Source organism: Rhodanobacter sp. C05 (assembly GCF_002001165.1).
Lineage (GTDB): Bacteria > Pseudomonadota > Gammaproteobacteria > Xanthomonadales > Rhodanobacteraceae > Rhodanobacter.
In genome coordinates this window covers 68,167-93,315 of record NZ_MUNQ01000018.1, presented here as the reverse complement: position 1 = coordinate 93,315, position 25,149 = coordinate 68,167, and the positions used below count along the sequence as shown (strand labels likewise).

The 25,149-nt window shown below is 61.0% G+C and carries 20 protein-coding genes; 6 read left to right on the top strand and 14 right to left on the bottom strand.

The window, feature by feature from the left end:
- Positions 1-150: 150 nt before the first annotated feature.
- The 3 genes from B0E51_RS14995 to B0E51_RS14985 all read left to right on the top strand — a co-directional run bounded on the left by B0E51_RS14995 (position 151) and on the right by B0E51_RS14985 (position 7,544).
- On the top strand, positions 151-2,454 hold the full coding sequence (locus tag B0E51_RS14995; protein ID WP_077445673.1) for a transferrin receptor-like dimerization domain-containing protein: 2,304 nt from the start codon (positions 151-153) through the stop codon (positions 2,452-2,454).
- A gap of 156 nt (positions 2,455-2,610) precedes the next feature.
- On the top strand, positions 2,611-4,611 hold the full coding sequence (locus B0E51_RS14990) for an alpha/beta fold hydrolase (RefSeq protein ID WP_077445672.1): 2,001 nt from the start codon (positions 2,611-2,613) through the stop codon (positions 4,609-4,611).
- 161 nt (positions 4,612-4,772) lie between these two features.
- Positions 4,773-7,544: a M14 family zinc carboxypeptidase gene (locus tag B0E51_RS14985; RefSeq protein ID WP_077445671.1), complete on the top strand. Its 2,772-nt coding sequence runs from the start codon at positions 4,773-4,775 to the stop codon at positions 7,542-7,544.
- Between the two features lie 90 nt (positions 7,545-7,634).
- Here the strand turns inward: B0E51_RS14985 and B0E51_RS14980 are convergent, their stop codons facing one another.
- Entirely contained in the window at positions 7,635-8,474 is an 840-nt protein-coding gene (locus B0E51_RS14980; RefSeq protein ID WP_254424542.1) for a transporter, read from the bottom strand.
- 309 nt (positions 8,475-8,783) lie between these two features.
- On the opposite strand from B0E51_RS14980, the gene B0E51_RS14975 reads away from it, so the two are divergent.
- Positions 8,784-10,265, top strand: coding sequence for a PLP-dependent aminotransferase family protein (locus B0E51_RS14975; protein WP_077445793.1), 1,482 nt, complete (start codon positions 8,784-8,786; stop codon positions 10,263-10,265).
- A 79-nt stretch (positions 10,266-10,344) separates the two neighbouring features.
- Here the strand turns inward: B0E51_RS14975 and B0E51_RS14970 are convergent, their stop codons facing one another.
- Positions 10,345-11,472, bottom strand: coding sequence for an MBL fold metallo-hydrolase (locus B0E51_RS14970; RefSeq protein WP_077445670.1), 1,128 nt, complete (start codon positions 11,470-11,472; stop codon positions 10,345-10,347).
- 93 nt (positions 11,473-11,565) lie between these two features.
- On the opposite strand from B0E51_RS14970, the gene B0E51_RS14965 reads away from it, so the two are divergent.
- Positions 11,566-12,174 carry a TetR/AcrR family transcriptional regulator gene (locus tag B0E51_RS14965; protein WP_168172649.1) on the top strand — a complete coding sequence of 203 codons (609 nt, stop codon included), beginning with the start codon at positions 11,566-11,568 and terminating at the stop codon, positions 12,172-12,174.
- Positions 12,175-12,217: 43 nt separating this feature from the next.
- Here B0E51_RS14965 and B0E51_RS14960 read toward each other — a convergent pair whose 3' ends face one another.
- Positions 12,218-13,924 (bottom strand): M28 family peptidase, encoded by a 1,707-nt coding sequence (locus B0E51_RS14960; protein ID WP_254424541.1) that lies wholly within the window; start codon positions 13,922-13,924, stop codon positions 12,218-12,220.
- A gap of 178 nt (positions 13,925-14,102) precedes the next feature.
- On the opposite strand from B0E51_RS14960, the gene B0E51_RS14955 reads away from it, so the two are divergent.
- Positions 14,103-14,573 carry a cupin domain-containing protein gene (locus B0E51_RS14955; RefSeq protein WP_077445667.1) on the top strand — a complete coding sequence of 157 codons (471 nt, stop codon included), beginning with the start codon at positions 14,103-14,105 and terminating at the stop codon, positions 14,571-14,573.
- Positions 14,574-14,609: 36 nt separating this feature from the next.
- Here the strand turns inward: B0E51_RS14955 and B0E51_RS14950 are convergent, their stop codons facing one another.
- From B0E51_RS14950 to B0E51_RS14895, 11 genes are all read right to left on the bottom strand, one after another.
- Positions 14,610-16,388 carry a GGDEF domain-containing protein gene (locus tag B0E51_RS14950; RefSeq protein ID WP_254424540.1) on the bottom strand — a complete coding sequence of 593 codons (1,779 nt, stop codon included), beginning with the start codon at positions 16,386-16,388 and terminating at the stop codon, positions 14,610-14,612.
- A gap of 4 nt (positions 16,389-16,392) precedes the next feature.
- On the bottom strand, positions 16,393-16,725 hold the full coding sequence (locus tag B0E51_RS14945; RefSeq protein ID WP_217333112.1) for a hypothetical protein: 333 nt from the start codon (positions 16,723-16,725) through the stop codon (positions 16,393-16,395).
- Positions 16,725-17,261 carry a GNAT family N-acetyltransferase gene (locus B0E51_RS14940; protein WP_168172648.1) on the bottom strand — a complete coding sequence of 179 codons (537 nt, stop codon included), beginning with the start codon at positions 17,259-17,261 and terminating at the stop codon, positions 16,725-16,727. The genes B0E51_RS14945 and B0E51_RS14940 overlap by 1 nt, the downstream gene beginning before the upstream one ends.
- Positions 17,262-17,411: 150 nt before the next feature.
- Complete coding sequence (locus B0E51_RS14935) at positions 17,412-19,271, bottom strand: diguanylate cyclase (RefSeq protein ID WP_077445665.1); 1,860 nt, start codon at positions 19,269-19,271, stop codon at positions 17,412-17,414.
- Between the two features lie 52 nt (positions 19,272-19,323).
- A complete protein-coding gene (locus tag B0E51_RS14930) occupies positions 19,324-19,620 on the bottom strand; it encodes a hypothetical protein (protein ID WP_077445664.1) in 297 nt (98 codons plus the stop codon).
- 761 nt (positions 19,621-20,381) lie between these two features.
- On the bottom strand, positions 20,382-20,621 hold the full coding sequence (locus tag B0E51_RS14920; RefSeq protein WP_077445663.1) for a hypothetical protein: 240 nt from the start codon (positions 20,619-20,621) through the stop codon (positions 20,382-20,384).
- A 174-nt stretch (positions 20,622-20,795) separates the two neighbouring features.
- Complete coding sequence (locus B0E51_RS14915) at positions 20,796-21,071, bottom strand: hypothetical protein (RefSeq protein WP_077445662.1); 276 nt, start codon at positions 21,069-21,071, stop codon at positions 20,796-20,798.
- Between the two features lie 218 nt (positions 21,072-21,289).
- The gene (locus B0E51_RS14910) at positions 21,290-22,111 is read right to left on the bottom strand and encodes an SAM-dependent methyltransferase (RefSeq protein WP_077445661.1); all 822 of its coding nucleotides are present in this window, start codon (positions 22,109-22,111) and stop codon (positions 21,290-21,292) included.
- Between the two features lie 178 nt (positions 22,112-22,289).
- Positions 22,290-22,898, bottom strand: coding sequence for an RNA 2',3'-cyclic phosphodiesterase (gene thpR / locus B0E51_RS14905; RefSeq protein ID WP_077445660.1), 609 nt, complete (start codon positions 22,896-22,898; stop codon positions 22,290-22,292).
- A gap of 130 nt (positions 22,899-23,028) precedes the next feature.
- Positions 23,029-23,835: an SDR family oxidoreductase gene (locus tag B0E51_RS14900; protein WP_077445659.1), complete on the bottom strand. Its 807-nt coding sequence runs from the start codon at positions 23,833-23,835 to the stop codon at positions 23,029-23,031.
- A gap of 33 nt (positions 23,836-23,868) precedes the next feature.
- Entirely contained in the window at positions 23,869-24,933 is a 1,065-nt protein-coding gene (locus B0E51_RS14895) for a hypothetical protein (RefSeq protein ID WP_077445658.1), read from the bottom strand.
- Positions 24,934-25,149 lie beyond the last annotated feature (216 nt).

Genomic DNA, 25,149 nt, shown 5'->3' with positions numbered 1-25,149 from the left:
GGCTCAGGCGTGCCATTGGCATGACTACTGTCCCAGGCAGGCTTCGTCGCGTGCGCGTATAACCAAGCGGACGCCACCATGGCGAATGGACGTCTGAACCGACCCTCCGCTGCCATCCGCCCAATGATCAACCGATGGAGAGTGATACCGATGACCCGATCGAAGCTACGCCCGCTGCTGGCACTGGCCGGCGTGCTGGCTACCTGCATGGCCGCCGCCACCGCTGACCAGGCCCACCGCGATGACGGCGCCATGCTCGGTTTCAGTCCCGCCAATGCCGCCGCCCAGCAAAGCCTGGAGCAGCGCTTCGATGCGCAGCTAGATCCCGCCGACCAGCGCAGCTGGCTCAAGCAGATGTCGTCCGAACCCAACCAGGTGGGGTCACCGCACGACAAGGCCAACGCCGAGTTCATGCTGGCGAAGTTCCACGAATGGGGCTGGGATGCACACATCGAAACCTTCAGCGTGCTCTACCCCACGCCGAAAAAAGTGGCGCTGGAGCTGCTGGGGTCGCACCCCTATACCGCCGTGCTGAAGGAGCCGGCTATCGCCGGTGATGCCACCTCGGACCTGCAGGGCGCGCTGCCGCCATACAACGTCTATGGCGGCGACGGTGACGTCACCGCCGAGCTGGTCTATGCCAACTACGGCATGCCGGACGACTACAAGGAGCTGGCGCGTCGCGGCATCGACGTGCGCGGCAAGATCGTCATCACCCGCTACGGCGGCGGCTGGCGTGGCCTGAAACCCAAGCTCGCACAGGAACACGGCGCGGTCGGCTGCCTGATCTATTCCGATCCGCGCGACGATGGCTATGCCCAGGGCGATGTCTATCCGCAAGGCGGCTGGCGTCCCGCGCAGGGTGTGCAGCGCGGCTCGGTCGCCGACATGCAGCTGTATCCCGGTGATCCGCTGACGCCCGGCATCGGTTCCACCCCGGACGCCAAGCGGCTGGCGATCAAGGATGCCAAGACCATCCTGAAGATTCCGGTGCTGCCGATTTCCTATGCCGATGCCACGCCGCTGCTGCAGTCGCTGACCGGACCGGTGGCGCCGTCCGGCTGGCGCGGCTCGCTGCCGTTCACCTATCACGTCGGCCCCGGCACCGCCAAGGCGCACCTCACCGTGCTGTCGGACTGGGGCCAGAAACCGGTCTACGACGTGATCGCTGTACTCAAGGGTTCCACCGCACCGGACCAGTGGATCGTGCGTGGCAATCACCACGATGGCTGGGTGTTCGGCGCGTGGGACCCACTCGCCGGCAACGTCGCGCTGATGGCCGAGGCCAAGGCGATCGGCGCTCTGGTCAAGCAGGGTTGGCGGCCACAGCGCACGCTGGTCTATGCCAGCTGGGATGGCGAGGAACCGGGCCTGCTCGGCTCGACCGAATGGGCCGAAACGCACGCTGCCGAACTGCAGAAGAAGGCCGTGCTGTATCTCAATTCGGATACCAACGGCCGTGGTTTCCTCGATGCCGGTGGCAGCCATTCGCTGCAGCATCTGGTCAACCAGGTCGCTGCAGGCGTGACCGATCCTGAAACCCACGCCAGCATGCGTGAACGCATGCGCGCGCGCATGCTGGTCGACGGCTACGCCAAGGACGCGAAGCCCGAGACCAAGGCAAACGCCAAGCTGGCCGCGGAAGGTGGCGACGTACCGATCGAGGCGCTGGGTTCCGGCTCCGACTACAGCGCATTCCTGGAACACCTGGGCATCGCCTCGCTCGACCTCGGCTTCAGCGGCGAGGACGACGACGGCGGCATCTACCACTCGCGCTACGACTCGTTCGACCACTACGTGCGCTTCGGCGATCCCACCTTCGAGTACGGCGTGGCCCTGTCCAAGGTGGCCGGCCATATCGTGCTGCGCACTGCCGATGCCAATGTATTACCAATGCGCTTCGGCGATTTCAGCAGCACGCTCGATCGCTACGTCGGTGAATTGCACAAGCTGGTCGACGACACCCGCAAGGCCACCGAGCAGCAGCACCAGTTGCTCGACATGCACGCATTCGCGCTCGATGCCGACCCGGCCCGGCCACTCGCCCCACCCGCGCGCGAATCCGACATGCCCGCGATCGATCTGGCCCCGCTGGATCAAGCCGCAAAACAGCTCAAGCAGAGTGCGCAGTCATATCAGGCTGCGTACGCCAAGCGCGCCAGTACCGGCTTCGATATGCCGGCCACGCAACAGCAGCAGCTGAACCAGCAGATGGGCAGCATGGAACAGGCCCTGAGCGATCCGGCCGGCCTGCCCGACCGTGCGTGGTTCAAGCACTTCATCTACGCACCCGGCATGCTCACCGGCTATGGCGTCAAGACCGTGCCCGGCGTGCGCGAAGCGATCGAGGCGCGCCGCTGGGACGAAGCCAACCACTACACCGTGGTCACCGCGAAAGTGCTCGACCACTACCGCGCGCAACTCGACCAGCTGACCGCCTTGTTGAACCAGTAGCCGCGGGCAGCAACGTCGCAACACCGCAAAGGGCGGCCTTGGCAAGGGCCGCCCTTTTTGCCGATTGATTGCCTCAGCCATCCGCGCTCGCTATAAATACCCCGGGGATGCGGCCGCGCATGAGGTGCGGTCGCGCGTCATTACAGGGGAATTCAGATGGTGGATTTGCGACGCTGGATCGTTGCATTGTTGTTGCTGTGTACTTTCGTTCTGCACGCACAGTCAGTCTCGTTGGCCGATCTTGCGCGCCATGACCAGTACAGGAACGTCAAGATCTCGCCCGACGGGAAGTATCTGGCGGCGTCTGCGATTGTCAAAGGCCAGACCGTATTGGCGTTGATCCGCCTCGCCGACAAGAAGGGCAACGTCATCAGCCCGCGCGAAGGCAACGACCTCGTCGACTTCTGGTGGGCTTCGCCCACGCGCGTGGTGTACACGGTAGGCGAACGCCAGGGCGGCTACGACTCGCCATTGGCTACCGGTGAGCTGTTCGGGGTCGATGGCGATGGCGGCAACCCGAAATTGCTGTACGGCTACCGCAACGATGGCATGACCACCGGTACCCACATCCAGCATGCAACAGCCGATCGCGGCGTCGGCGAGTTCATCGCCTCGATTCCGGATGACCCCACTCACGTGCTGGTCGCGGTCAGCTCGTGGGATGCCGCCGGCAAGGAAGGATTCCTTCCGATTGCCTACCGCATGGACGTGCGCGACGGCAACCTGGCACGCATCCTTACCGCGCCGATGCGCAACGTTGATTTCGTCGCCGACCACCAGGGACACGTCCGTTTTGCCTACGGTGGAGACGTCAACGGCAACGTGAAGGTGTACGCGCATTCGCTCAGTGGCGATGGCTGGGAGTTGATGTCGAAACCCGGTGACGAGCGGGCCTACCCGTTGGCCTTCAGTCGCGACGACAGTGTGGTGTACTTCGCCTGCGGTGCGGTCGATGGATTCGGCATGTGCAGCTGGGATCCGGCAAAGAAGACTTGGACAACTGTCTGGAGCAACCCGAAAGTCGAGCAGGACGGCTTCGTCTACGGAATGGCCGATGACGACATCATCGGCGTGAGCTTCATGGATGGCCGCCCGGGCCTGTCGTTGTTCAACAGCCAGTCGGCAGACGCGAATGCCCTGATAGCACTGATGAAACAGCTGCCCGGCGAAAGTGTGCGGTTCGTTTCCGCTACCCGCGACGGCAGCCTCAGCATCGTGCTGGCCGAAGCCGATGCCGACCCAGGCACGTTCTATCTTTACGACCGCAAGGCCAACAAGCTGACCGCGTTGCTGGCGCGCAAATCGTGGATCAATCCGGAACAGATGGCGGGCAAGCAGCCATTCGAATTTGCAGCACGCGACGGTCTGGACCTGCACGGTTATGTCAGTTTTCCACCAGGCAAGGAGAACGCCAAACACCTGCCGACGGTGGTGTTTGTGCATGGCGGCCCCTACGGTATAAGCGACAGCTGGGAATACGATCCCTACGTGCAGGTGCTGGCGACCCGCGGCTACGCCGTGCTGCAGGTGAACTATCGCGGTTCCGGCGGCTATGGCTACAACTTCGAACATGCCGGCTGGGGTGAATGGGGCGGCAAGATGCAGGACGACGTCACCGATGCCACCCACTGGGCGATCGCGCAGGGCATCGCCGACCCACAGCGCATCTGCATTTTTGGCGGTAGCTACGGCGGTTACGCGGCGCTCGAGGGCGCGGTGAAGGAGCCTGACCTGTACAAATGTGCGATCGGCTACGTCGGCGTCTACGATCTGGCGCTGATGTACAAGCGCGGCGATATCCCGCAATCCACTTTCGGCGAGAATTATCTCCGGCGCGTCCTCGGCAATGACATGGACGTGCTGGCGCAACGCTCGCCGATCAACCAGCTCGATCACCTCAAGGCCCGCGTCATGCTGGTCGTTGGTGGCGAGGATCCGCGCGTGCCATCGATCCAGGGCAGCAATCTGCACAATGCCCTGCTGAATCGCCATGTCGCGCACGTGTGGATGGACAAGCCCGGCGAGATGCACGGCTTCTACAGCGAAGCCAACCTGACCGAGCTGTACACGACGCTGGTGCAGTTCGTCGGCTCCAGCATCGGGCCTGGTGTAACGGCAGCCAGCCAGAGCAGTGGTGGCAACGCGGCCCCGCATTGAATCACTGCTGATGCAACTAGCACCTGCCAATTCTCGGCAGGTGCTAGTTGCATCACAGCCGGCATGACCCGGATGCCTACCCAACTGATGGGCTACACGCGATCGCCCCGGTTCTGGCAGAGTGCAACGATCTGTTGCCATGCGATCCAGGGGTCCACATCATGCGCGTGTCCATCCGGCTTTCACTGACTGCCCTGCTGGCGCTCGGCACATTCAGTACCTGGGCAGCGACCAGCCCCGAGGCGGCCATACCGAATGGATCGACGAGCTACGCGCGCGATCCGAACCAGCCGATCGATCAGGGCTATACCGACCAGATCCTCAAGTTCACCACCGATCCCTCCTTCAACTCGCCGCTGACCGATTACCTGCCCGCCTCGGCCAGCGTGCCGACGCCGGAGAAAGTGCTCGGCCATATTTCCGGTGCACCGAACTACCTGCCCTACTCGGCCGATGTCTATCGCTACTTCCGCACACTGGCCGCCGCCAGTCCGCGGGTGAAGGTGTTCTCGATCGGCAAGACCGAGGAAGGCCGCGAGATGATCGCGGTGGCGATCGCCGACGAAAGCCTGCTGGCCGACCTGGACGCGAACAAGGCACGCCTGGCCAAGCTCGGCGATCCGCGCAGCATCAACATGGACGACGCCACCGCTGACCAGCTGATCGCGCAATCCACGCCGGTCTACTACATCACCGGCACCATCCATTCCACCGAGACCGGTGCGCCCACCGCGCTGATGGAACTGGCGTATCGCCTTGCAGTGGACAATGCGCCGTACATCCAGCACATCCGCTCGCACGTGATCACCCTGATCACGCCGGTAGTCGAAGTGGACGGCCGCGACCGCCAGGTGGATCGTTACAACTGGCACCTGGCCCATCCGGGCGAGAACTATCCGCCGCTGATGTACTGGGGCCACTACGTTGCGCACGACAACAATCGCGACGCGATGGCGATGACGCTGAACCTCACCCGCAACGTGGCCGACACCTATGTCGGCTGGCACGCGCAGGTGCTGCACGACCTGCACGAGTCGGTGCCGTTCCTGTACGACAACACGGTGGGCGACGGCCCGTACAACGCATGGATCGACCCGATCCTCACCGGCGAGTGGCAGCAGCTGGGCTGGGACAACGTGCAGCAGCTGACCAAATTCGGCATGCCCGGCGTGTTCACCCACGGCGACTTCGATACCTGGAGCCCGGGCTATCTGATGTTCATCGCCGCCATGCACAACGGCATCAGCCGGCTGTATGAGACGTTCGGCAACGATGGCGCCGACACGGTCAAGCGCATCCTCGATCCGGCCGACTACCAGCGCACCTGGTACAAGCCGAACCCGCCGCTGCCCGAGGTCACCTGGTCGCAGCGCGACAACAACAACTACGAGCAGACCGGCCTGCTCACCGCACTGAATTATTTTTCCGACAACAGCCAGCTGTTCCTGAAGAATTTCTACCTGAAGAGCAAGCGTTCGATCGAGAAGCCGCAGGAAGCGGGTCCGGCCGCCTACGTGTTCCCGGCCGACGACAAGCGCACCGGTTCGCAGGCGCAGCTGCTGCGCATCATGCAGCTGCAGCATGCCGAGGTCAGCCGCCTGTCGGCGCCGGTCACGGTGACGCTGCCGGCGTCCAAGGGCGACGACGGAAAAACCACCAAGACCAGCTCGCGCACGTTCGCCGCCGGCAGCTACGTGGTGCGCATGGACCAGCCGTATTCGCGCATCGCCGACACGCTGCTGGATCGCCAGTACTGGTCGCCGAAGGATCCGCAGCAGCATCCCTACGACGACACCGCCTGGTCAATGAGTGATCTGTTCGACGTGCAGGTCGTGCGCGTCACCGACAACAGTATCCTCAAGGCGCCGATGGATCTGGTCAGCCAACCCGTCGACGTGCCGCAAGGCCTGGCTGGGATCGACATGCCCAACGGCAAGTTGCCGCGCATCGCACTGATGCACACCTGGCTGGATACCCAGACCGAGGGCTGGTGGCGCATGGCGCTGGACAAGCTGCACGTTCCCTACAGCTACATCAGCACCCAGGACGTGGCGAAGACCAGCGACCTGCATGCGAAGTACGACGTTATCCTGTTCGGCCCGATCGGCGGCGTCACGGCACAGCAGATCGTCGACGGCCTGCCGATGTGGGGCAATCCGATGCCGTGGAAGACGACCAAGCTGACACCGAATATCGGCCACATCGATTCCACCGACGACATCCGCCCCGGGCTCGGTGCCAGCGGCCTCGCCAACCTCAAGCAGTTCGTGCGCACCGGCGGCCTGCTGATCACTTCCGAGGACACCGCGAAATTCGCGATCGACACCGGCCTGGCGCCGGGCGTGTTCGTCACACCGACGCACAACCTCAAGGTGGTCGGCAGCGTGCTGCAGGCCAACTTCGTCGACCGCAAGAACCCGATCGCCGCCAGTTACACCCGCGACGAGCTGGCCCTTTACAGCTCGGCAGGTCAGTCGTTCACCGTGTCCAATCTGGTCACCGGTGACAACGGAATCCCCAGTGCGAAAGACTTCCAGCGTCCTACCGGCCGCGGTGGTCCGCACGACACCGACACGCCCGAGGGCCGTGCCTCGGTCGAACCGCCGGCCCTGCCCGAGGCCAAGCCGTGGCAGGCGTTGGCGCTGAATGCCGAGCAGATGCGCAACAACCCGTGGGTGATTCCGGCCGACCAGCGCCCGCAGGTGGTCCTGCGCTACGCCGATGCCAGTCATCTGCTGATCGCCGGCCTGCTCGATGGCGGCGACGAGATGGCCGAACGTGCCGCGGTGGTGAACGCGCACTATGGCAAGGGTCACGTGCTGCTGTTCGCCAGCAATCCGATCTGGCGTGGCGAAACCATCGGCAGTTATCCGCTGGTGTTCAATGCCATCGTGCATTTCAACGAACTGGATGGACAGACGTCCAAACCGTAAGCGGCATCGTTGAATTCCGCTTGCGATCGACAGCAGCCTTGTCCTGACAGGGCTGCTGTCGCGGCATCCATCAAACACCACAAAACAGCTTCAATGAACGTAGTTGATCGCCAGCACCGGAGTGATCGTGCCGGTGGTGTTGTGGCCAGCCACTACGATGCGGGTGCCGAAGAGCACGCCGAGGCTGGAGCTCCAGTTGTATTCGACCGCCGGGGCGAACCCGAACGCGACGCTGGAGCCCGAGTTCATCCGGATGCTTGGGGGATACGGCACGCTGCCGGAATCCAGAATGTTGTATCCGCTCACGCTGGTGTTGCGCGTGTGGCTGTAGGTAAGGTCGAGCGCCAGCACCCATCGCTGGGTCAGGCTGTATTCCCAGGCTGCATCGGCGAAGAAACTGCTGCCTGGCCTGGCGTTGCCGCGAAAACCGGCGCTGGTGCCGTAGACACTCGCGCCTTGCACGCCCACGTGACTGGAGAACGCCTGCGACACGTCGAAGCGCATGCGCAGGACGCGGCCGTTCGGCAGCCAGAAGTAGGTCTGCGAGTTGAACTGCAGCGTCGTGGTGTAGGCGCCGCTGCCCAAGCCGTTGGCGGGACGGCTGCCCAGCTGGTCGTACCTTCCGGTCGGAAAGGTTTCCTGCACCTCGATGGCGGTGGTCGGCATCCAGCTGCCTTCATGAAACTGGGTCAGCTGGTACTGCGTCATCAGGCTGATGTCACCCAGCCCGATGCCGGAGCTGCCCGGGCCATTGCTCACCGTGTTGTAGCCCACTACCGGTATCAGTCCGACCGATAGTCGATCGGCGAGTCCGTACTGAAAGTATGCACGCGAGCCGTAGCTGTCCGAATGCGCCGTGGACACATCGTAGACATAGGGTTCGAGCAGAAAATGGCCGGGTGGCAGGGTCCCTGCCGAGTTCGCCAGCATCGGACCGGTCCACCAGGCATCGTCCTGCGACTGACGAACGGTCGAAGCGGATGCTGATACGTCTACGTCTACGTCTGCGGATGCAGCTGATGCCGTTTGCGGATAGGCCACAACGGGATGCACGAGATAGCCAAGCAGGCCAAACAGGAAAAAGATCCGCATGCAGCGAAGCGAAATCATGGCTTGCCCCAGCAGCAGCATCATTTTCCCGGTGGTGTCAGCTCACATGCAGCGAAACTAGATCAGGTAGTGGTTTACTGGAATAACCACTTTGCTAGGATGTGGCATAACCACTTCTGGCACGCTGAAATGAAACGCCTGTCCGCGAGTTTCCTGCCGCCGATTGCACTCGATGTCGGTCGTGGGACACCGATGTATCAGCAACTGTCGGACTGGTTCCGGCGGGCGATCATCGACGGCCAGTTGCGGCCAGGGCAACGCGTGCCGTCAACCCGAAGCCTTGCCAGCGAACTGAAGATATCCCGCATACCGGTGCTCGGTGCCTACGAACAGTTGCTCGCCGAAGGCTACCTGGAGACTTTCGTGGGCGCCGGCACCTGCGTTGCCCGATCGATTCCGGACGACGCATCTAAACCAGCCGGAGCGAAGACGCCAAGTACAGCCTTGCCGGCCATCGGACCGAGCACACCGCGCAGGATTTCCCGTCGCGCAGCGTCGATGCACGAGCCCGCACAGCCCTGGCTGAGCAATCTGGGGGCGTTCCGGGTCGGCCTGCCGGCGCTCGACCATTTTCCGACCGGTATCTGGTCCAGACTGGTGAATCGGCATGCGCGAAACCCACCGATGGGCATCATGGCGTATGGCGATCCCATGGGATATCCGCCACTGCGTGAAGCCATCGCGGAATATCTCGGTGTCGTCCGTGCCGTGCGCTGCGAGGCATCGCAGATTCTGGTGACGACGGGCTCACAGCAGGGCCTGCAGATTGCAGCCCACGTCCTGCTGGATCCCGAGGAACGGGTGTGGATGGAAGAGCCCGGCTATCACGGCGCCCGCCATGCACTGATGACGGCCGGCGCCCGGCTGATCCCGGTTCCGGTCGATCACGAGGGCATGAACGTCGCCGAGGGCATCCGTCTGGGCCGCGGTGCACATGCGGTATACGTCACGCCGTCGCATCAGTTCCCGCTGGGCACGACGATGAGCGCCACGCGGCGCATGCAGCTGCTGAACTGGGCACTGCACAACGATGCGTGGATCATCGAGGACGACTACGACAGCGAGTACCGCTTCGGTGGCCGTCCGATTGCTTCGCTCCAGGGACTGGATGTGGACGCACGCGTCATCTATGTGGGCACCTTCAGCAAGGTCATGTTCCCTGCGCTGCGCCTGGGCTATATGGTGGTACCGAAGGATCTGGTGTCCGCCTTTGCAGTCGCCCGTGATGCTGCCGACACGTTTTCGTCCACGCTGTATCAGGTCGTCATGACCGACTTCATTCGCGAGGGACACTTTGCGCGGCACATCCGCAAAATGCGCACGCTCTACATGGAGCGGCGCACCGCGTTGCTGGAGGCTATCCGCAGGCATATGGACGGCCAGCTCGAAGTCATCGGTGCCGAAGCCGGCATGCAACTGGTGGCACTCCTGCCGGCCGGCGTTGATGATGTCGCGGTGTCGAGGAAGGCGGCCCAGCACGGTGTGTCGGCCAGGCCGTTGTCCATGTGCTATCTGAATCCGCCTGCCCGAGGCGGGCTGATTCTTGGTTATGGCGGCGCGGACGTGCGCGAGATCCGCGAGGGCATACGCAAGCTCAGGTTGTGCTTCTGACTTGAGCTGCGTGCGGTTCAGGCATCAGCCTGGTGGAACATCACACCTGCCAAGGAAATCTCGCTGGTAGTCCACGCATTCATGCGGCGTGTCCCTGCGTGATGCGGGTTGAACGATGGATGGCGATATCGGTTTCGAAGGCACGCCACCACGGTGCCTGCAGAACGGAATCGGGACGCACGGTTTCGCCCGGACGCGGCTGCACCAGATGCACGCCCTGCTCCGCCGCCAGCGCGCGGGCGCGCTCGGCCGGCTCGTCCCAGCGGTGCATGGCCAGATCGAACGTGCCCCAGTGCACCGGCATCATCGTGCGGCCACGCACCAGCTGATGCGCGGCGATCGATTGTTCCGGCTGCATGTGCACGTCCGGCCACAGCTCGTTGTACGCGCCGCATTCGATCAGGGTGAGGTCGAACGGCCCGTAGCGCTCGCCGATCTCGGCAAAGCCTGCGTGCATGCCGGTGTCGCCGCTGAAGAACAGCCGCTCACGCGTACCAAGCACAGTCCACGAAGCCCACAGCGTCGAGTTGCCATCGCGCAGGCCACGGCCGGAGAAGTGCTGCGCCGGCGTGGCTGCGAAGGTGAGCGGACCGAAACTCGCTTCCTGCCACCAGTCCAGTTCCACCACGCGCCCGGCTTCAATGCCCCAGGCGATCAGGCGTCGGCCCACACCCAGCGGCGTGTAGAAACGGCCAACCTTGCTGGCCAGCGCACGGATGGTGTCGCGATCCAGATGATCGAAATGATCGTGCGACAGCAGCACCGCGTCGATGCGTGGCAGCTGCGCTACGGTCAACGCCGGCGGTGTGAAACGTTTCGGTCCGGCAAACGGCAGCGGCGACGCGCGCTCGCTCAGCACCGGGTCGGTGAGCAGACGCAAGCCATCGATCTCGATCAGCACCGTGGAATGGCCAAGCCAGGTCACCTGCAGTGACTGCGAAGCCGGGCCGTTCAACACGTCCGTACGCACCGGCGTCACCGGCAGCGAGCTGCGCGGCTTGCGCCGGATACCACGATTCGCCCAGAACTCGCGCATCACGGCGCGCAGGCTGCCAGCGCGGGTGTCGGCCACATTGCGAAAACGGCCGGCGCGCCAGGCTGCCGAACCGGCATAGCTGGTGTCTGCAGGCGCACGGCGCGCCATCATGCGCCATGCAGCAAGCCCGAAGCCAAGCACTGCAACGATGAGAAAACTGATTGCCATCATGGGAAACTCCGTCAGCAAGTAAACGATGTCGTATACTTTATGCCGCTCCGCATAGAAAGTAAACTACTCCGTATACTTTTCAGGAAACCGCTTTTGAACCGCAGCCTCAACAAGCGCACCGCCATGCTCGATGCCGGCATCGCCGAACTCGCCGAGCAGGGTTTGGCCGGCGCCAGCATGGAATCCATCGCCGGTCGCGCCGAAGTTTCCAAGCGCACGCTGTACAAGCACTTCCCGTCTAAGGAGGCGGTGTTCGAGGCGGTGCTGGCGCTGCTGATCGAGCGGGTCGACCCGCTCGGCAAGCTGCATTACGACAAGCAACGCGATTTCGCCGAGCAATTGCGCGAGATCGCCGAACAGGAAATGGCGCTGATCTGCGATCCCGACTTCGTGCGGTTGAGCCGCGTGCTGATGGTCGAATGCATGCGCTCGGAAGAACGCAGCCAGCAGCTGATGGCGCAATTCGGCGAAAAGGAGAACGGCCTGTTCCGCTGGTTCAGCGAGGCCGGCAAGGCCGGCAAGCTGGGCAAGCTCGATCCGCGCGTGATCGCCGACCTGTTCGTGGCCATGCTGAAGTCATTCACCTACTGGCATTCGGTGATCGCCTGGCAACCGGCACCGGACAAGGCGATGCAGAAGCGTGTCATCGACGAAGCCTGCCTCACCTTGCTGTGCCGGCTGGAGCAGCCCCGCTCGCGTTGAGCTGGCGGTTATCGCCACCAGCCCACGTCGATCACCTTTGCCGTTATTTCACCGCGTTCGCATCCGGCTTGGCCGGCGGATTCATCATCGCCTCGCGCTTGGCGCGGAACGGATTGTCGGCGTACCACTGCGGCCAGATGCCGGGATGGCTCAGGTACTGTCCCAGCTCGTACAGCGCCTGCGTGTCCTCAAGGATGCCTGAGTAATCCCAGTCCGGATTGAACACGTCGTTGGGCGTGTGATAACGGTGCGCCGTATAGTCGTCGGCCGCTTTCTGGCCGGCGGCGCGGCCGCCCTTCAGCAGGTCGAGGCCGGAACTGGCCAGCATCGCCGGCACACCGGCCCGGGCGAAACTGAAATGATCGGAGCGGAAGTAGAAGCCGTTCTCCGGCGTGGTCTCCGGCGAGATCACCCGTCCCTGCTTCTTCAGCTCGCCGGCCAGCAGATCCTCCAGCTCGGACTGGCCCTTGCCGATCACCGTCATGTCGCGCGCACGGCCGATGATCGGCAGCGCATCGACCGCGATGTCGGCTACCGTCCGGTTCAACGGGAACACCGGCATGGCCGCGTAATACTGCGAACCGAGCAGGCCCGACTCTTCCATCGTCGGCATGAAGAACAGCACCGTGCGCTGTGGCGGTTCCGGCTGGTGCGCAAATGCATCGGCGATCTCCAGCAGCATGCTCAAGCCGGTGCCGTTGTCGATCGCACCGCTGAAAACCTGATGCCCCTTGCGTGTGAGATCGGTGCCCAGGTGATCCCAGTGCGCCGTGTAGATCACCACCTCGTCGGGTTTGTAGCTGCCCTCGATCATGGCCACCACATTCTTCGACTGGAAGTGGCCGATCTTGCTGTGCAGGCTCAGCGACGCGGTGGCATCGAGCGGCACCGGCTTGAAGCCGGGCTTCGCCGCGGCCTTCTCCAGCTGGTCGAAGTCGAGGCCAGCAGCGGTGAACAGCCGCGTGGCGGCATCGCGGGTCAGCCAGCCGGCCACCGGCAGGCGCGGTGCCGGATCGACGCTGGCAGGCAGACTCAACTGCGGTCCGTTGCCGCTGTTCTGCAACACGCTGAACGGATAACCGGCGGCGGCATCGCTGGTATGCACGATGAAGCAGGCGGCAGCACCCTGCAGCGCCGCCTCCGCATACTTGTAGGTCCAGCGGCCGTAGTAGGTCATCGCGCGACCGTTGAACAATGTCGGGTCACCGGTGGCGAAGCCGGGATCATTGACCAGCACGATCACGGTCTTGCCCTTCACGTCGACGCCCTGGTAGTCGTTCCAGTGCCAGTTCGGTGCATCGATGCCGTAACCCAGGAATACGATCGGCGAACTCTTCAGGTCAACCTGCGCCTTTGCCTGCAGCGTTTCGGCGATCATGTCGGTGTGATACGCCAGCTTTACCTGCTGACCGTGGCTCGCGATATCCAGGGTGACCTTGGCGGTATTCAGCAACTGGGTGGAATCGGCCGGCACGGCCTGGAACCAGGAACCCTGATTGCCCGGCTGCAGGCCCATGCGTTCGAACTGCTCGACCAGCCAGTCGGTGACGCGCTGGGCGCCTACCGTGCCGGGCTTGCGCCCACCAAATTCATCCGAGCTGAGGGTCTTGTCGAACTGCGCGAAGTCCGCGGCGTTGATCTGTGGCGCCAGCACGACATCGGGAACATGAGGCTTCGCCGAAGCAGGCGGCGTCGCCGCCATCAGCGAACTGGCACACGTGCCCAGGGCGAGCAGGAGAACAGTGGTCATGGCACGCATCGGAAGACTCCAGTACCCGGGGACAAGCCGTTGTTTTAGCGCGACCACCCGCCGCTGTCCACGCATGCCGCCACGCGCCGTGGAATCTGGGTAAATTGCACGCACACGATCCGTGCCGGCGTCTGCAGCCATCGCGGCGCTGGATCTGCATTCCATAGCGAGTAGCGACATGCCAAGAATCCATATCGAGAGTGTCCCCGAACACAAGGGCTCGGGCTATCCGTCACCGTTTTCGCAATGCGCCGGTGCACGTATCAGGCAGGCGTTGGGCGATGCCGGCGGACTCGGCGACTTTGGCGTCAACCTCACCCAGCTGCCGCCGGGCACGTGGTCGAGCCAGCGGCACTGGCATACGCATGAGGACGAATTTGTCTATGTGCTGTCGGGCGAGTTGACCCTGATCACCGATGCCGGTGAACAGACGCTGCGCGCGAACGACTGCGCAGCGTTTCCCAAGGCCGAGGCCGACGGCCATCACCTGATCAACCGTGGCACGGAAACCGCCATCTACCTGGAAATAGGTTCGCGCTGCGAGAACGACAACTGCAGCTACCCCGATATCGATCTGCACTGGGATCCGCAAGCGGGCTATACGCGCAGGGATGGCACGCCGTATCCCAAGCCAACCAACAAAGCGTGAGGCCATCAGATCACAGACAGTAACTGTCTCCGCAAATCAGCCCGTCTTCAAGCACGCTTCCTGCGTATCGCTGACACTGACACTGACCCGATTGCGACCCTCACGCTTGGCCTGGTACAGCGCTTCGTCGGCATGGATAAGCAACTGGCGCAATTCGTAGCCGGAGTGGATCACGCTGGCAATGCCGAAGCTGGCGGACACCGGAACGCCGGGAACCTCCTCGCCAGAGGCAGCTGTCGCGATGGCCTGACGGATCTGCTCGGCCCGGCCAAGCGCCAGCTCCAGTGTGCATTCGGGCAGCAGGATACCGAATTCCTCACCACCGAGGCGGCCGAAGATGTCGGTCGAACGCAGATGCGTCTGGCAGGTCTCGACAGCACGCTTCAACACGCGATCGCCAACCGCATGACCGTGGTTGTCGTTGACCGCCTTGAAGTGATCAAGGTCGATCAGCACCAGGCAGGCGTCGCGCGATGACTTGCGACAGTACTGCAGTTGCAACTCGGCTTCGCTGACGAAATGCTGCCGGTTGAAGATACCGGTGAGGCCGTCTCGTCGCGCCAGTCTCATGAAACTCAGTTGCGAACGCTTGATCCGGTACGTCCACATCGCGATCGACGCCAGTACGACCAGCAGCAGGATGATATACAACCGGCTGGTAACCGCTGCCTTCTTGGCGAGCTTCTCCTGCAACTGGAGTATCTGGTTCTGCTTGTTCAGTGTCTCGATCTGAAGTTTTTTCGCCAGTACCTGCTGCTTGACAGTCTGATATGCCAGCGCCTTTGCACTGATTACAGTCAGATATCCTTTGTCAGCAGCCATATACTTTTCGTGATAGGCGAGTGCAGTCCCCATATCTCCCTGTTTTTGAGCGATCAAATAGAGCAGCTCGTAAGCAATCGTTAGTGATTCCGTGTATTCGCCCTTGATGCTGTTGTTTACAGTGTCCAAAGCGAACTGTTGCGACAAGGCGAGATCACCTTCCTTCCAATAGGCCTGCGCCAATGATGCATTGAACTCAGCAATCAAAGGTGGATAATGGGCGCGCTGGACTTCCACGTAATTCTTCTGCAATAACTTGATTGCATCTACCGGCCGACCTTGTTGGATGTCTAGGCTGGCCACAAAATAGCGAATACCGTTGGCGAAGACTGATTCGCCACAAGCATCAATGCCATCTTGGAATTGCTTCCCAGGCGCCTCTAGTTTATTGCTCCTGAAAAACGCCTCGAGATTTAGATAGCGTCCACGACAGACACTGTCTGAAGTAGGGCTTTCCCTGATCAATTGATCTGCATAACTCATCGCCAGATCATATTGTCCAGCCTCAATGTATAGCTGCGCCACAACACTCAAACCTTGCGTGAGTGCAACCTTGTCGGTCACCTGTGGTAGCTGGTCGAGCAATTGGCTCAATCGCTCGAACGCCTCCTCATAGCGGGATACGATTCCCAGCATATTCACCACTGTAGCGCCCGCTCGAAAGCGCAATGTGGCATCAGTGGATTTATCGATGACAGTATTCAGCAGCGGAATTGCTCCACCATAGTCGCCTCGATAGGCAATTTCCCACGCGTTGAGATAGCGCAGATAAAGCTGTTGCTCCGAAGATAGTTTTGCAGTGTCCTCACCCAGCTTGTGTATAAGTGCAGCAAATTCAGCATGGTTTGTTGTTTTAAGAGTATCAGCCTGTCTGAGCAGCTGAGCAGGGTCACTCGCTGTAGGCACGGCCGCAGCAGCCGTGCCTACATGGAATATTATGAGCAAGGTCCACCCAGCGAAATACGCCCAGCACCGCTTGCCCATTAGAAACATCGAACTATCCCACCGATGCCACAGTAAAAAACGCCGATTGCGAAGTTACCTCTTCATCCTCTTTCGACGGACTCTCTTCGGCATCTTCATCGTCCTCTTCCTTGCTAGGCATCAACATGCAGCAGACATTACCTTGCCCCAACAATCCCTCGATCCACCGTTGATCCTTGGCAAGGATCGCAGCATGCAGCTCTGGATCAATCTGCTCACTCGCCAATGCGAGTTCCACTTCGTTTTGCGAAGCATGACGTAATTTCGCGTCCTGACCCATTCTTTCCAGAAAATCGATCACATTCGACATAGCGTTCCCCCTGACGTTTGCTTTTTGATGACCCATCACGATGATCGAGGAATCGACCATATACGCTTTGACAAAAACCCTGGTTCAATTGGTGCATAAGTGCAACTGCTAAACCCAATGTCGATAACCAGTCGCTCGGCTGCCACATGTTCCGTTGAAAATTGTGCCCATATCTCCACGACTGACGACACTTCAAAAACTCTCTTCACCAGCGCCGCCAACCCTTCCCGCGCGTACCCTCGTGAACGAGCCTCGGTTGCCAATACTAAGCCAACCTCCAGTCTGGTGGCGTCCTTGTCGAATTGTGGCACACCACAGACACCCAAGGGCTGGCCCGATTCTTTTTCCAATATCGCCAGATACAACCACTTGCATGGCTGTTGATGCATCCCGGCCATGGCTCTTTGAAAGTATCTTGCCGCCTGCCCCGCAGTTAGCGGTTGCCCGATGAAACGCATGGTTTCGGGATCTGTATATAGCCCGCAAAACAAGGCCTCATCGCGAGCAGCCAGAAGGCGCAGCTGCAGCCGCTCTGTCTCAAACTCGAATGCCGCCGCTATGATATCCGCCATGCCCGTCATGCTTCGGCAGTCATCGCCAAGTCCTGCGCGGCAAGCCAAGCGCGGATCTCGGAATCGGACTTCAAAGCACATACCGGAAGGATTACCACCTTAACAGGCCCAGGCGTAAACAGACCACGCTGACAGTGGAACTTGTTACCTTCATCCGTCTGCCTGCCCATCGCCGGACCTGAACATCGAAGCATCTTGCAGCACATGCGCATCGCCACCCAGCAAATCATCCCGGGGCATCGAATCATCAAATCCCGGATGGACGACCACGTTGACCCGATTGCGGCCTTCGCGCTTGGCCCGGTACAGCGCTGCGTCGGCATGGATCATAAGCTGGCGCAATTCGTAGCCGGAATGCACCACACTGGAGGCGCCAAAGCTGGCCGAGATGGGGATACCGGGAGCATTCTCGCCGGTAGCAGCCGTGGCAATCGCCAGGCGGATCTGCTCGGCGCGGACGACGACCTGCCCCAGCGTGCACTCGGGCAGCAGGATGCCGAACTCCTCGCCACCGAGGCGACCGAAGATATCGGTCGAGCGCAGGCAGGTCTTGCAGGCCTCGACGGCACGCTGCAGCACGCGGTCGCCCACCGCATGGCCATGGGTATCGTTGACAGCCTTGAAATGGTCCAGATCGATCAGCACCAGACAGGCGTCGCGCGATGATTTCCGGCAGTACTGCAACAGCAGCTCGGCCTCGTTGACGAAATGCTGCCGGTTGAAGATGCCGGTGAGGCCATCGCGCCGCGCCAGTTTCATGAAGCGCAGCTGCGAGCGCTTGATCCGGTAAGTCCACAGGGCAATCGTTGCCAACACCATCAGCAGAAGCACGATATACAGACGGCTGGTTACCGCCGCCTTGTGATCCAGCTCGCCTTGCAGGGTGAGAATCTTGTTCTTCTTGTCCAGGCTTTCAATCTGCAGCTTTTTCGCCAGTACCTGCTGCTTGACGATCTGATAGGCAAGCGCCTTCGCGCTGAGTCGACTCAGGTAGCCATCGTGGGCAACGACATATTTTTCGAGGTTTGCGAGGGCGCCATTGCTGTCGCCAGCTTTCTTGTCGACTTCGTAAAGCACTTGATAGGCGTTGGCCGTCGACTCCGAATATGGTCTGTTGGCATTGGTAGCCAAGGCGTCGTTGGCAAATTTCGTCGCCGAAGCAAAATCACCCTCCGACCAGTAAGCCCTGGCCAGCGTAGCCTCGAACTCCGAAACCTGGGGCGGAAAACCTGCTAGCAGAACCTTGGGGTAGTTCGCTTGCAGCAAGCGGATGGCCGACTCAGGCCGACCCTGTCGCATGTCAAAACCCGCCAGCAAATATTGAAAACTGAGAGAAAACAGTGTGTCACCCGCCTTTTCGCATGCCTCCGTACCATCGTGAAGCTGTTTGGCGGGCAACTGTGCGTTGCCACTTTCAAACAGCGCATCCGACTTCAAGAACCAACCTCTGCATGCACTTTGGGCGTCAGTGCTTTCCTTGATCAATTGATCGGCATAACTCATTGACACATCGTATTGACCGGCCTCGGTGTACAACTGCGCCGTGGCGGTGAGACCTTGGATGCGAACGTCGTTTTCCTTTATTTGTGGCAACTGGTCGAGGAATGGATTGAGCCTGGCAAAGGCCTCCTCATAGCGGGATTGGGCTACCAACAGGTCGATCACGTTGGCGCTGGCGCGAAACGCTAGAACGGGATCCGCAGTTTGATCGGCAAGCGCTGTCAACGACGGCAAAGCAGCGGCGTAATTGCCCGCAAAAGCGATCTGCCGAGCCAGGAGGTAGCGATGATGCAACTTCTGTTGCGGCGAGAGCCTCGTCGCGACCTTGTCGAGTCGACCCATCAGCTCGTCGAACACAGCATGATTGGAGGGCTCGACGTTTTCAGCTTGTCTTAGCAATTGCGCAGGATCGTTGGATACGGGCGCAGTCGCAGCAACCGCGCCCGCTACAAATAAAAGCAGAAACGCGCAGCACCTGAATACCAACCTGTACCTGCCCGCTTGGTCCATGAGCTAGTCAGTGGACGCAGGCGCAGGAACGGCAAGTCGCGAAGCCTGGTCTTTAATCTCCATCCTTTCTCTTCTCCTTCTCCTTGTCGTCCTTCTTCTCCTCACCCTCTTTGCAGCTCCCGTCACACTCTTCCTGTTCCTCGCTTGGTTTGGCCGGGCTTATCAGACAGCAGAAGGGGCCCTGTCCCAGCAGCGCCTGCAAGCCATGCTCATCCCTGGCAAGAATCGCCACGCGTAACTCCGGATCAACCTGTACCCCAGTCAATGCGCGCGCCAGTGCATCTGAGTCAGCATGACGCCACTGTGCGTCCTGACCGACAGTTTCAAGAAAATCGATCACGTCGAACATCGGTCATCCCCTTTCCGTTGATAATATTGGTACCGCTAAAATCACGAACAACGAATAGCTAAGACGAAAGACTTGGAGCCTTCAACTTGCCTGGAGTCTTCGCGCGGAATTGGCGGATAGTGACAAAACCGCGGCGTTCGCGGCTGGAAAATGGGCAGCGAAAAATGCTGACGCGCCCAACTTATCCACCTGAAACGTGAACTAACCGGTGACTGTCAGGGCTTAAGAAGCAAGCTCTGAAGCATGATTTTCATCACCGTTCTTGTCCTTGCCCTGTTTACAACTGCCGTCACACTCTTCTATCTCCTCATCCGGCATGACGGGATGGATCAGGCAGCAGAGGGATTCTGTCCTAGCAACGCCTGCAACCCCTGTTAATCCCTGGCCTGGCTTGCCACGCGCAACTCCGGATCAATCTCAGCACTAGGACAGCGCAAACCCCATTTCATCGTGCGATGCATGACGCAAATGCGCGTCCCGGCCTATCCTTTCCAGAAAATCGATGACGTCCGTCATTGCATGCCCCCTAACAGTTGGCTGTTCCGATACTGCAGATGGTCAAAACGACGACCAGGCGCGCTATAAATCTGTTTTCTCCGTCATGTCGGACGCAAAGCCTGAACCTTGCGCCGACAACGATTCACGACTTGATGTGCCGAAATAGCATGGATGCTATTTTTCGCGCCACACCTTAAGCCACACACTTTGCTTTCGGATGCGTCGGCAAAACTGCACTATGTACAAAAATCAACCTCCAGACTTCAAGCACATTGTTCAAGAGGTGATTCATCATCTTGGTCCTCATTTGAGAAAAGCAGGCAACAGGTAACGCGCTGCCTCAGTAACGTTTCAAGCTGTGGCTGGTCTTTGGCAAGAATCGCTGTCTGCAACTCTGGAGCAATCTGCGCATTGGCCAGAGCAAGCTTCACTTCATTTCGTGAGGCGTTACGCATCTGCGCGTCCTGGCCCATCATCTCCAAGAAATCAATAACGTTAGACATTCGCATTCCTCATTTAAATTGATTGGTTTCAACAATTGGCTTGCTTCACGTACCACGGTGATCGGTGTACCTGCCAGACTCGATGTAACAAGGCCCCTGTTACATCGCCTTGCACCCACAGAGACATCATTTACAGGGCCAACCACATCCGCGCGAGAACTACGGTTATCAAAATCACTTTTTGGGCCTCTGTGCTGGTTTTTTCTTGGCCTTGTCCTTCTCGCTACTGTCGCCTCCGGCCTCATCTTCCTTGGCTGGATTGATATAGCAGCAGAATGAGTCCTGCCCCAGTAGCGCTCCAAGCCCCAGCGCATCCTTCGCAAGAATGGCATCGCGCAACTTCGAATCTATTGGCTGGGCTGCCAAAGTGGCAACAACGTGCTCCGAAGAAGCGTAACGCAGCTGTGCGTCCTGACCCATGCTCTCAAGAAAATCGATGACGTCGAACATTTGATGATTCCCTTATGTCGGTTGTGGATCAGACCGCATGCTCCGCGCAGCGATCCGGAATGTTTTACAAAACAACTCGATGTCCCTGTCGAACCAGCACCCCAACCGATTCTCCCACACTGGCTTTCGCCTCTTCGGAACCCCACCAAAGGCAGAGCAGCACTTTAACCTTTATCACGTCTGTCCTGGCAGCCTACCCAAACTCTCCGTCAGATGTGTTAGCCGACATCGCGAACGGCATCCGACATCGCTCTGTCCAGCACATCCAGCCTCGTCCTCATCTCGTGATCCACCAGCATGGTTCGCGCTGGCGGGAGTACCACTGTATCGGCCATGCCGATATCCGCCTGCGGCAGCGCACCCAGCGCCACCCGCTCGATCCGTGCCTGCTGGATCGGTAGCGTCGCCGTGCGATAGATGATCACCTCATGTTCCAGCGGGTAGTCGCGTGCCAGCACCTCGACCAGCAGCTGGCGGTAGGCCGCGCCGGTGGAGAAGCGTGCCAGCGACTGATCGCCGACCAGGCCTACCTGCCATAGCACCAGATAGGCGGTCGGGTCGATCCGGCGCTGATAGAACAGCAGCTGGCTGGCCTCGTAGTGCTGGCAGCCGACGCGACCCGGGTCGATGCCGAGATCCGCGTACAGGCAATCCTCGGCGGAAATGCCCGGCTCCATATGCGCCGGATAACCCTCGCTGCGGGCGACCTCGATCGACTTGTGCGGCGCCCAGGCGAATACGCCGGGATGGCCGTAGAACACCCCGCACACCTTCTTGCCCGCACGCACCTCGGTGAGAATGGCCTCCACCATCTGCCGGTAGGTCTGCATGCGCGACGTACCCTCGTGGTAGTACGGCTGGAGGCTGCGCACATCGGGATGCATTTTCTGCAACCACAGCTCCACGATGCCGTCGGAGAGCCCGGCAAACACCACATCGGACTGTTCGATGTGGCTGCGCGCCAGCGGGCCGAGATGAGAACCTAGCGTCATGCCCAGACCTACACAGACCAGGCTGCCAGTGGAATTTGCTGCATTCATTCGTTTGCTCGTTGCTGATCTGAGATCGAAGTGTCTCACCGCACGTGCTTTCGTTGACCGGAAAACCATCCCTAGTCATCGAGTCAGCATGATGAATCCGCTGCCTTACGGTATTGCTTCGATGAAAGTAGCCGGGAAAGCAAGACTGGGGCAAGCATTGCCTGCCCACTGTCCACCGCTAGCTGTCCAGCAGCGGCCAGCGTCCGAGGGTCTGGTAGGCGCCTTGCCCGACCACGTGATGGATCAGCGCAAACTCCGTCACCGGCCACGTCACGGGCTCGACGGCCAGCTCCGGCAGCATCGCGCCGTGGCTGTAGGCCAGCGTGACATGCGGGGTGAAGTTGCGTTCGAGCCGTACACCATGCACCGCCAGTGCCAGCGCTTTCCCCAGCGCCTGCCACAGTTGCTGCAGCGGCTCGCAAGTCTCTACGCCTTGCAGCACGCACGGCGGTTCGCGCCCACGGAAGCTGGTGGCGGTATCCAGCGTCCAGGTGAACGGCGTCGCACGCACCTTGTCGGCTGCGGCCTTCGCACCATCGACAAGGCTTGGCCGTAGCGAAGCATGATCGCCCAGGAAATGCAGGGTGACGTGATAGCGGTCCGGATGGATCCAGCGTGCGCGCAGACCGGGGCGTGCGGCCTTGAGCCCGGCGGCGACGGCGGCCAATCGCTCACAGATGGCTGCGTCGGGCATCAGTGCGAAGAACAGCCGGTGCACTTCCATTGAAGCGATGCCACCGAGCAGATCGGATTGGTGGGTTTCAGGCAGGGTTTGTCGAATGGCCATGGATGCGTATGTAACACGTGCGGTACGTTGAAGAGCGGGAGAGCGACCCCATCCCGGCCTTCCCCTGCCAGCAGGGGAAGGAGCAAAGCTGGAGCATTCTGCGCTTGAAAGTCGAGAAACTAAGGTGTGGCTAGTGTTGCTTGGCCTGCTGTTGCTTCTGCCGGCCCCTCTTGAGCAGGCCATCGAGCACCAGGGCGCTCAGACCGGGGAAGAAGCTGGCCAGCTTGCTGACGAGACCGCGGCTGGCCGGCAGGGTGATCTCGAGTGGTGCCTTGACCAAGGCGCGATCCAGGATCGCATCCACCACCTCCTGTGTCGTCAGCGAGCGGCTGCCGGAGAACGTCAGGGCAGCCTGGTCGTAGTTCACCTGCAGATCCAGCATCGGAGTCTGCACCGCATCCGGGCAGACCACGGTCAGCTTGACCCCGCTATCGCGCAGCTCCTGCGCGACCGCCAGCGTGTAGCCGCGCACCGCGAATTTGGACGCGCTGTACAGCGACAGGCCGGGGATCGCCGCAATGCCGGCGAGTGAGGCGATGTTGACGATGTGGCCGTGACCCTGCGCCTTCATCAGCCGCGCGGCTGAGCGGGTGCCGTGGATGGTGCCCTTGGTATTGATGTCGATATGGAAGTCCACCTCGACCGCGGTGGATTCGTGGCAGTAGCCGGGCTTGAGCACACCAGCCACGTTCACCAGCACGTCGAGCTGGCCCCAGCGCTGCTTCAGCTGATCGAGCAGTGCGTCCCACGCCGCAGCATCGCGCACATCCAGCGATGCAATCCACAGCTGTTCAGGCGTTGCCGCCGCTGCTTTCAGGGAATCCAGCGGCGCCGGATTGATATCCACCGCACAGACGCGCTCGCCACGCTGGAGCAAGGCCATGGCCAGTTGGGCGCCGATGCCGGAGGCGGCGCCAGTGACGAGGAAGGTCTTCATCGTTTCAGTTTCCGTCCAGGATGGCTGGGCTGTTTACGCGCGCGCCGATGCCTGCAGCATGCCGTAATGCAGATCGCCCACGCTGACTGTGGGATGCGTGCGAGGGAACAACCAGTGCCCCTGCGCTTCTGAACTTGGCGCCATGTTCGGGTAGCCATCGAAGCGGGGCGACGGCCCGGCGATCTCCTTCTCCTGGATCATCGAGATGTACTGGTCCACGCCGTATTCCACGGTATTGCCGTTGAGGATCACTTCCGCACCGGTATAACGGGCGAACTCGGCCACGCCAGGTACGCGCGAACGCAGCGGTGCATATGCGTCCAGCGACACGCCGTTCTCGCTGGTGACATGGATGCCACCTTCGGTGGAGGCGACGATCGAGTGGTTACCCTCGGTATGCCCCTTGGTACGCACAAGCGCCACGCCCTCGCCGAGGAATACGTCGTTATCGAGCAGCACCACCTTGTCGGACGGCACGCGCTTGATGCCATCGGGGCAATACCACTGGTTCTGCCATGGGATCAGCGACTGTGCACTCTCCCACTCCTCGCGCATCACCAGCAGTTTCGCGTTGGGAAAGATCGCCGGCTGTTCGTCGTCGCCCAGCCAGCGCGTCACCCGCTGCGTGTGCAGGTGATCGTAGGTGATGTAGTCGATGTCCGCAGGGCGCAGGCCGATGCTGGCGAGGCAATTCAGCACGGTGTTGGTCTTCCTGAAGATCAAGCGTTCGACCACGCTCTCGAACGGCCCGCTCTTCTTGCCAAGCCGGGTGAAGAACGGCGTCTCCTTTTGATGCTCCCAGTCCGATGGCGATGCCAGCAAGGTCTTGATGCCGTCGGTCGACTGGAACTGGATCACGAACAGCCGGTTGACCAGGTGCAGGTAGGGCGAGAACGAACTGAACGCATTGAGGTAGGCGTACCTGGTCGGATACGGCACCCGCACCAGTTCGAACGAGCGGTAGAACAGCACCTTCGATTGCGCCAGCAGATCGCGGCGGAAATCCTTGGCCGCTTCACGTACGTTGCTGATCCGCTCCATCGGCCGCGCGGCCCTGCGCGCGCCCTCGAAATGCCTGCTTTCCCGAATGATGCTCATCCGTCACTCCCGCAAGTTGATGGCCGACGGGTGCACCAGATGTGGCCGTCAGAGCCAAGTATGCCGGTGGAATGGGATGCAGTCTCTATACGGCTACCGCAGGGTTTTCGCGGATGCGTCGTTCGGCCTTGCATGTGGAAACCGGCAGCGCCGAGGCTCGCAGCTATGCTTGCAACGCCAGCCTTTCACGCAATCTGCCAGCAGCCAAATCCCGCC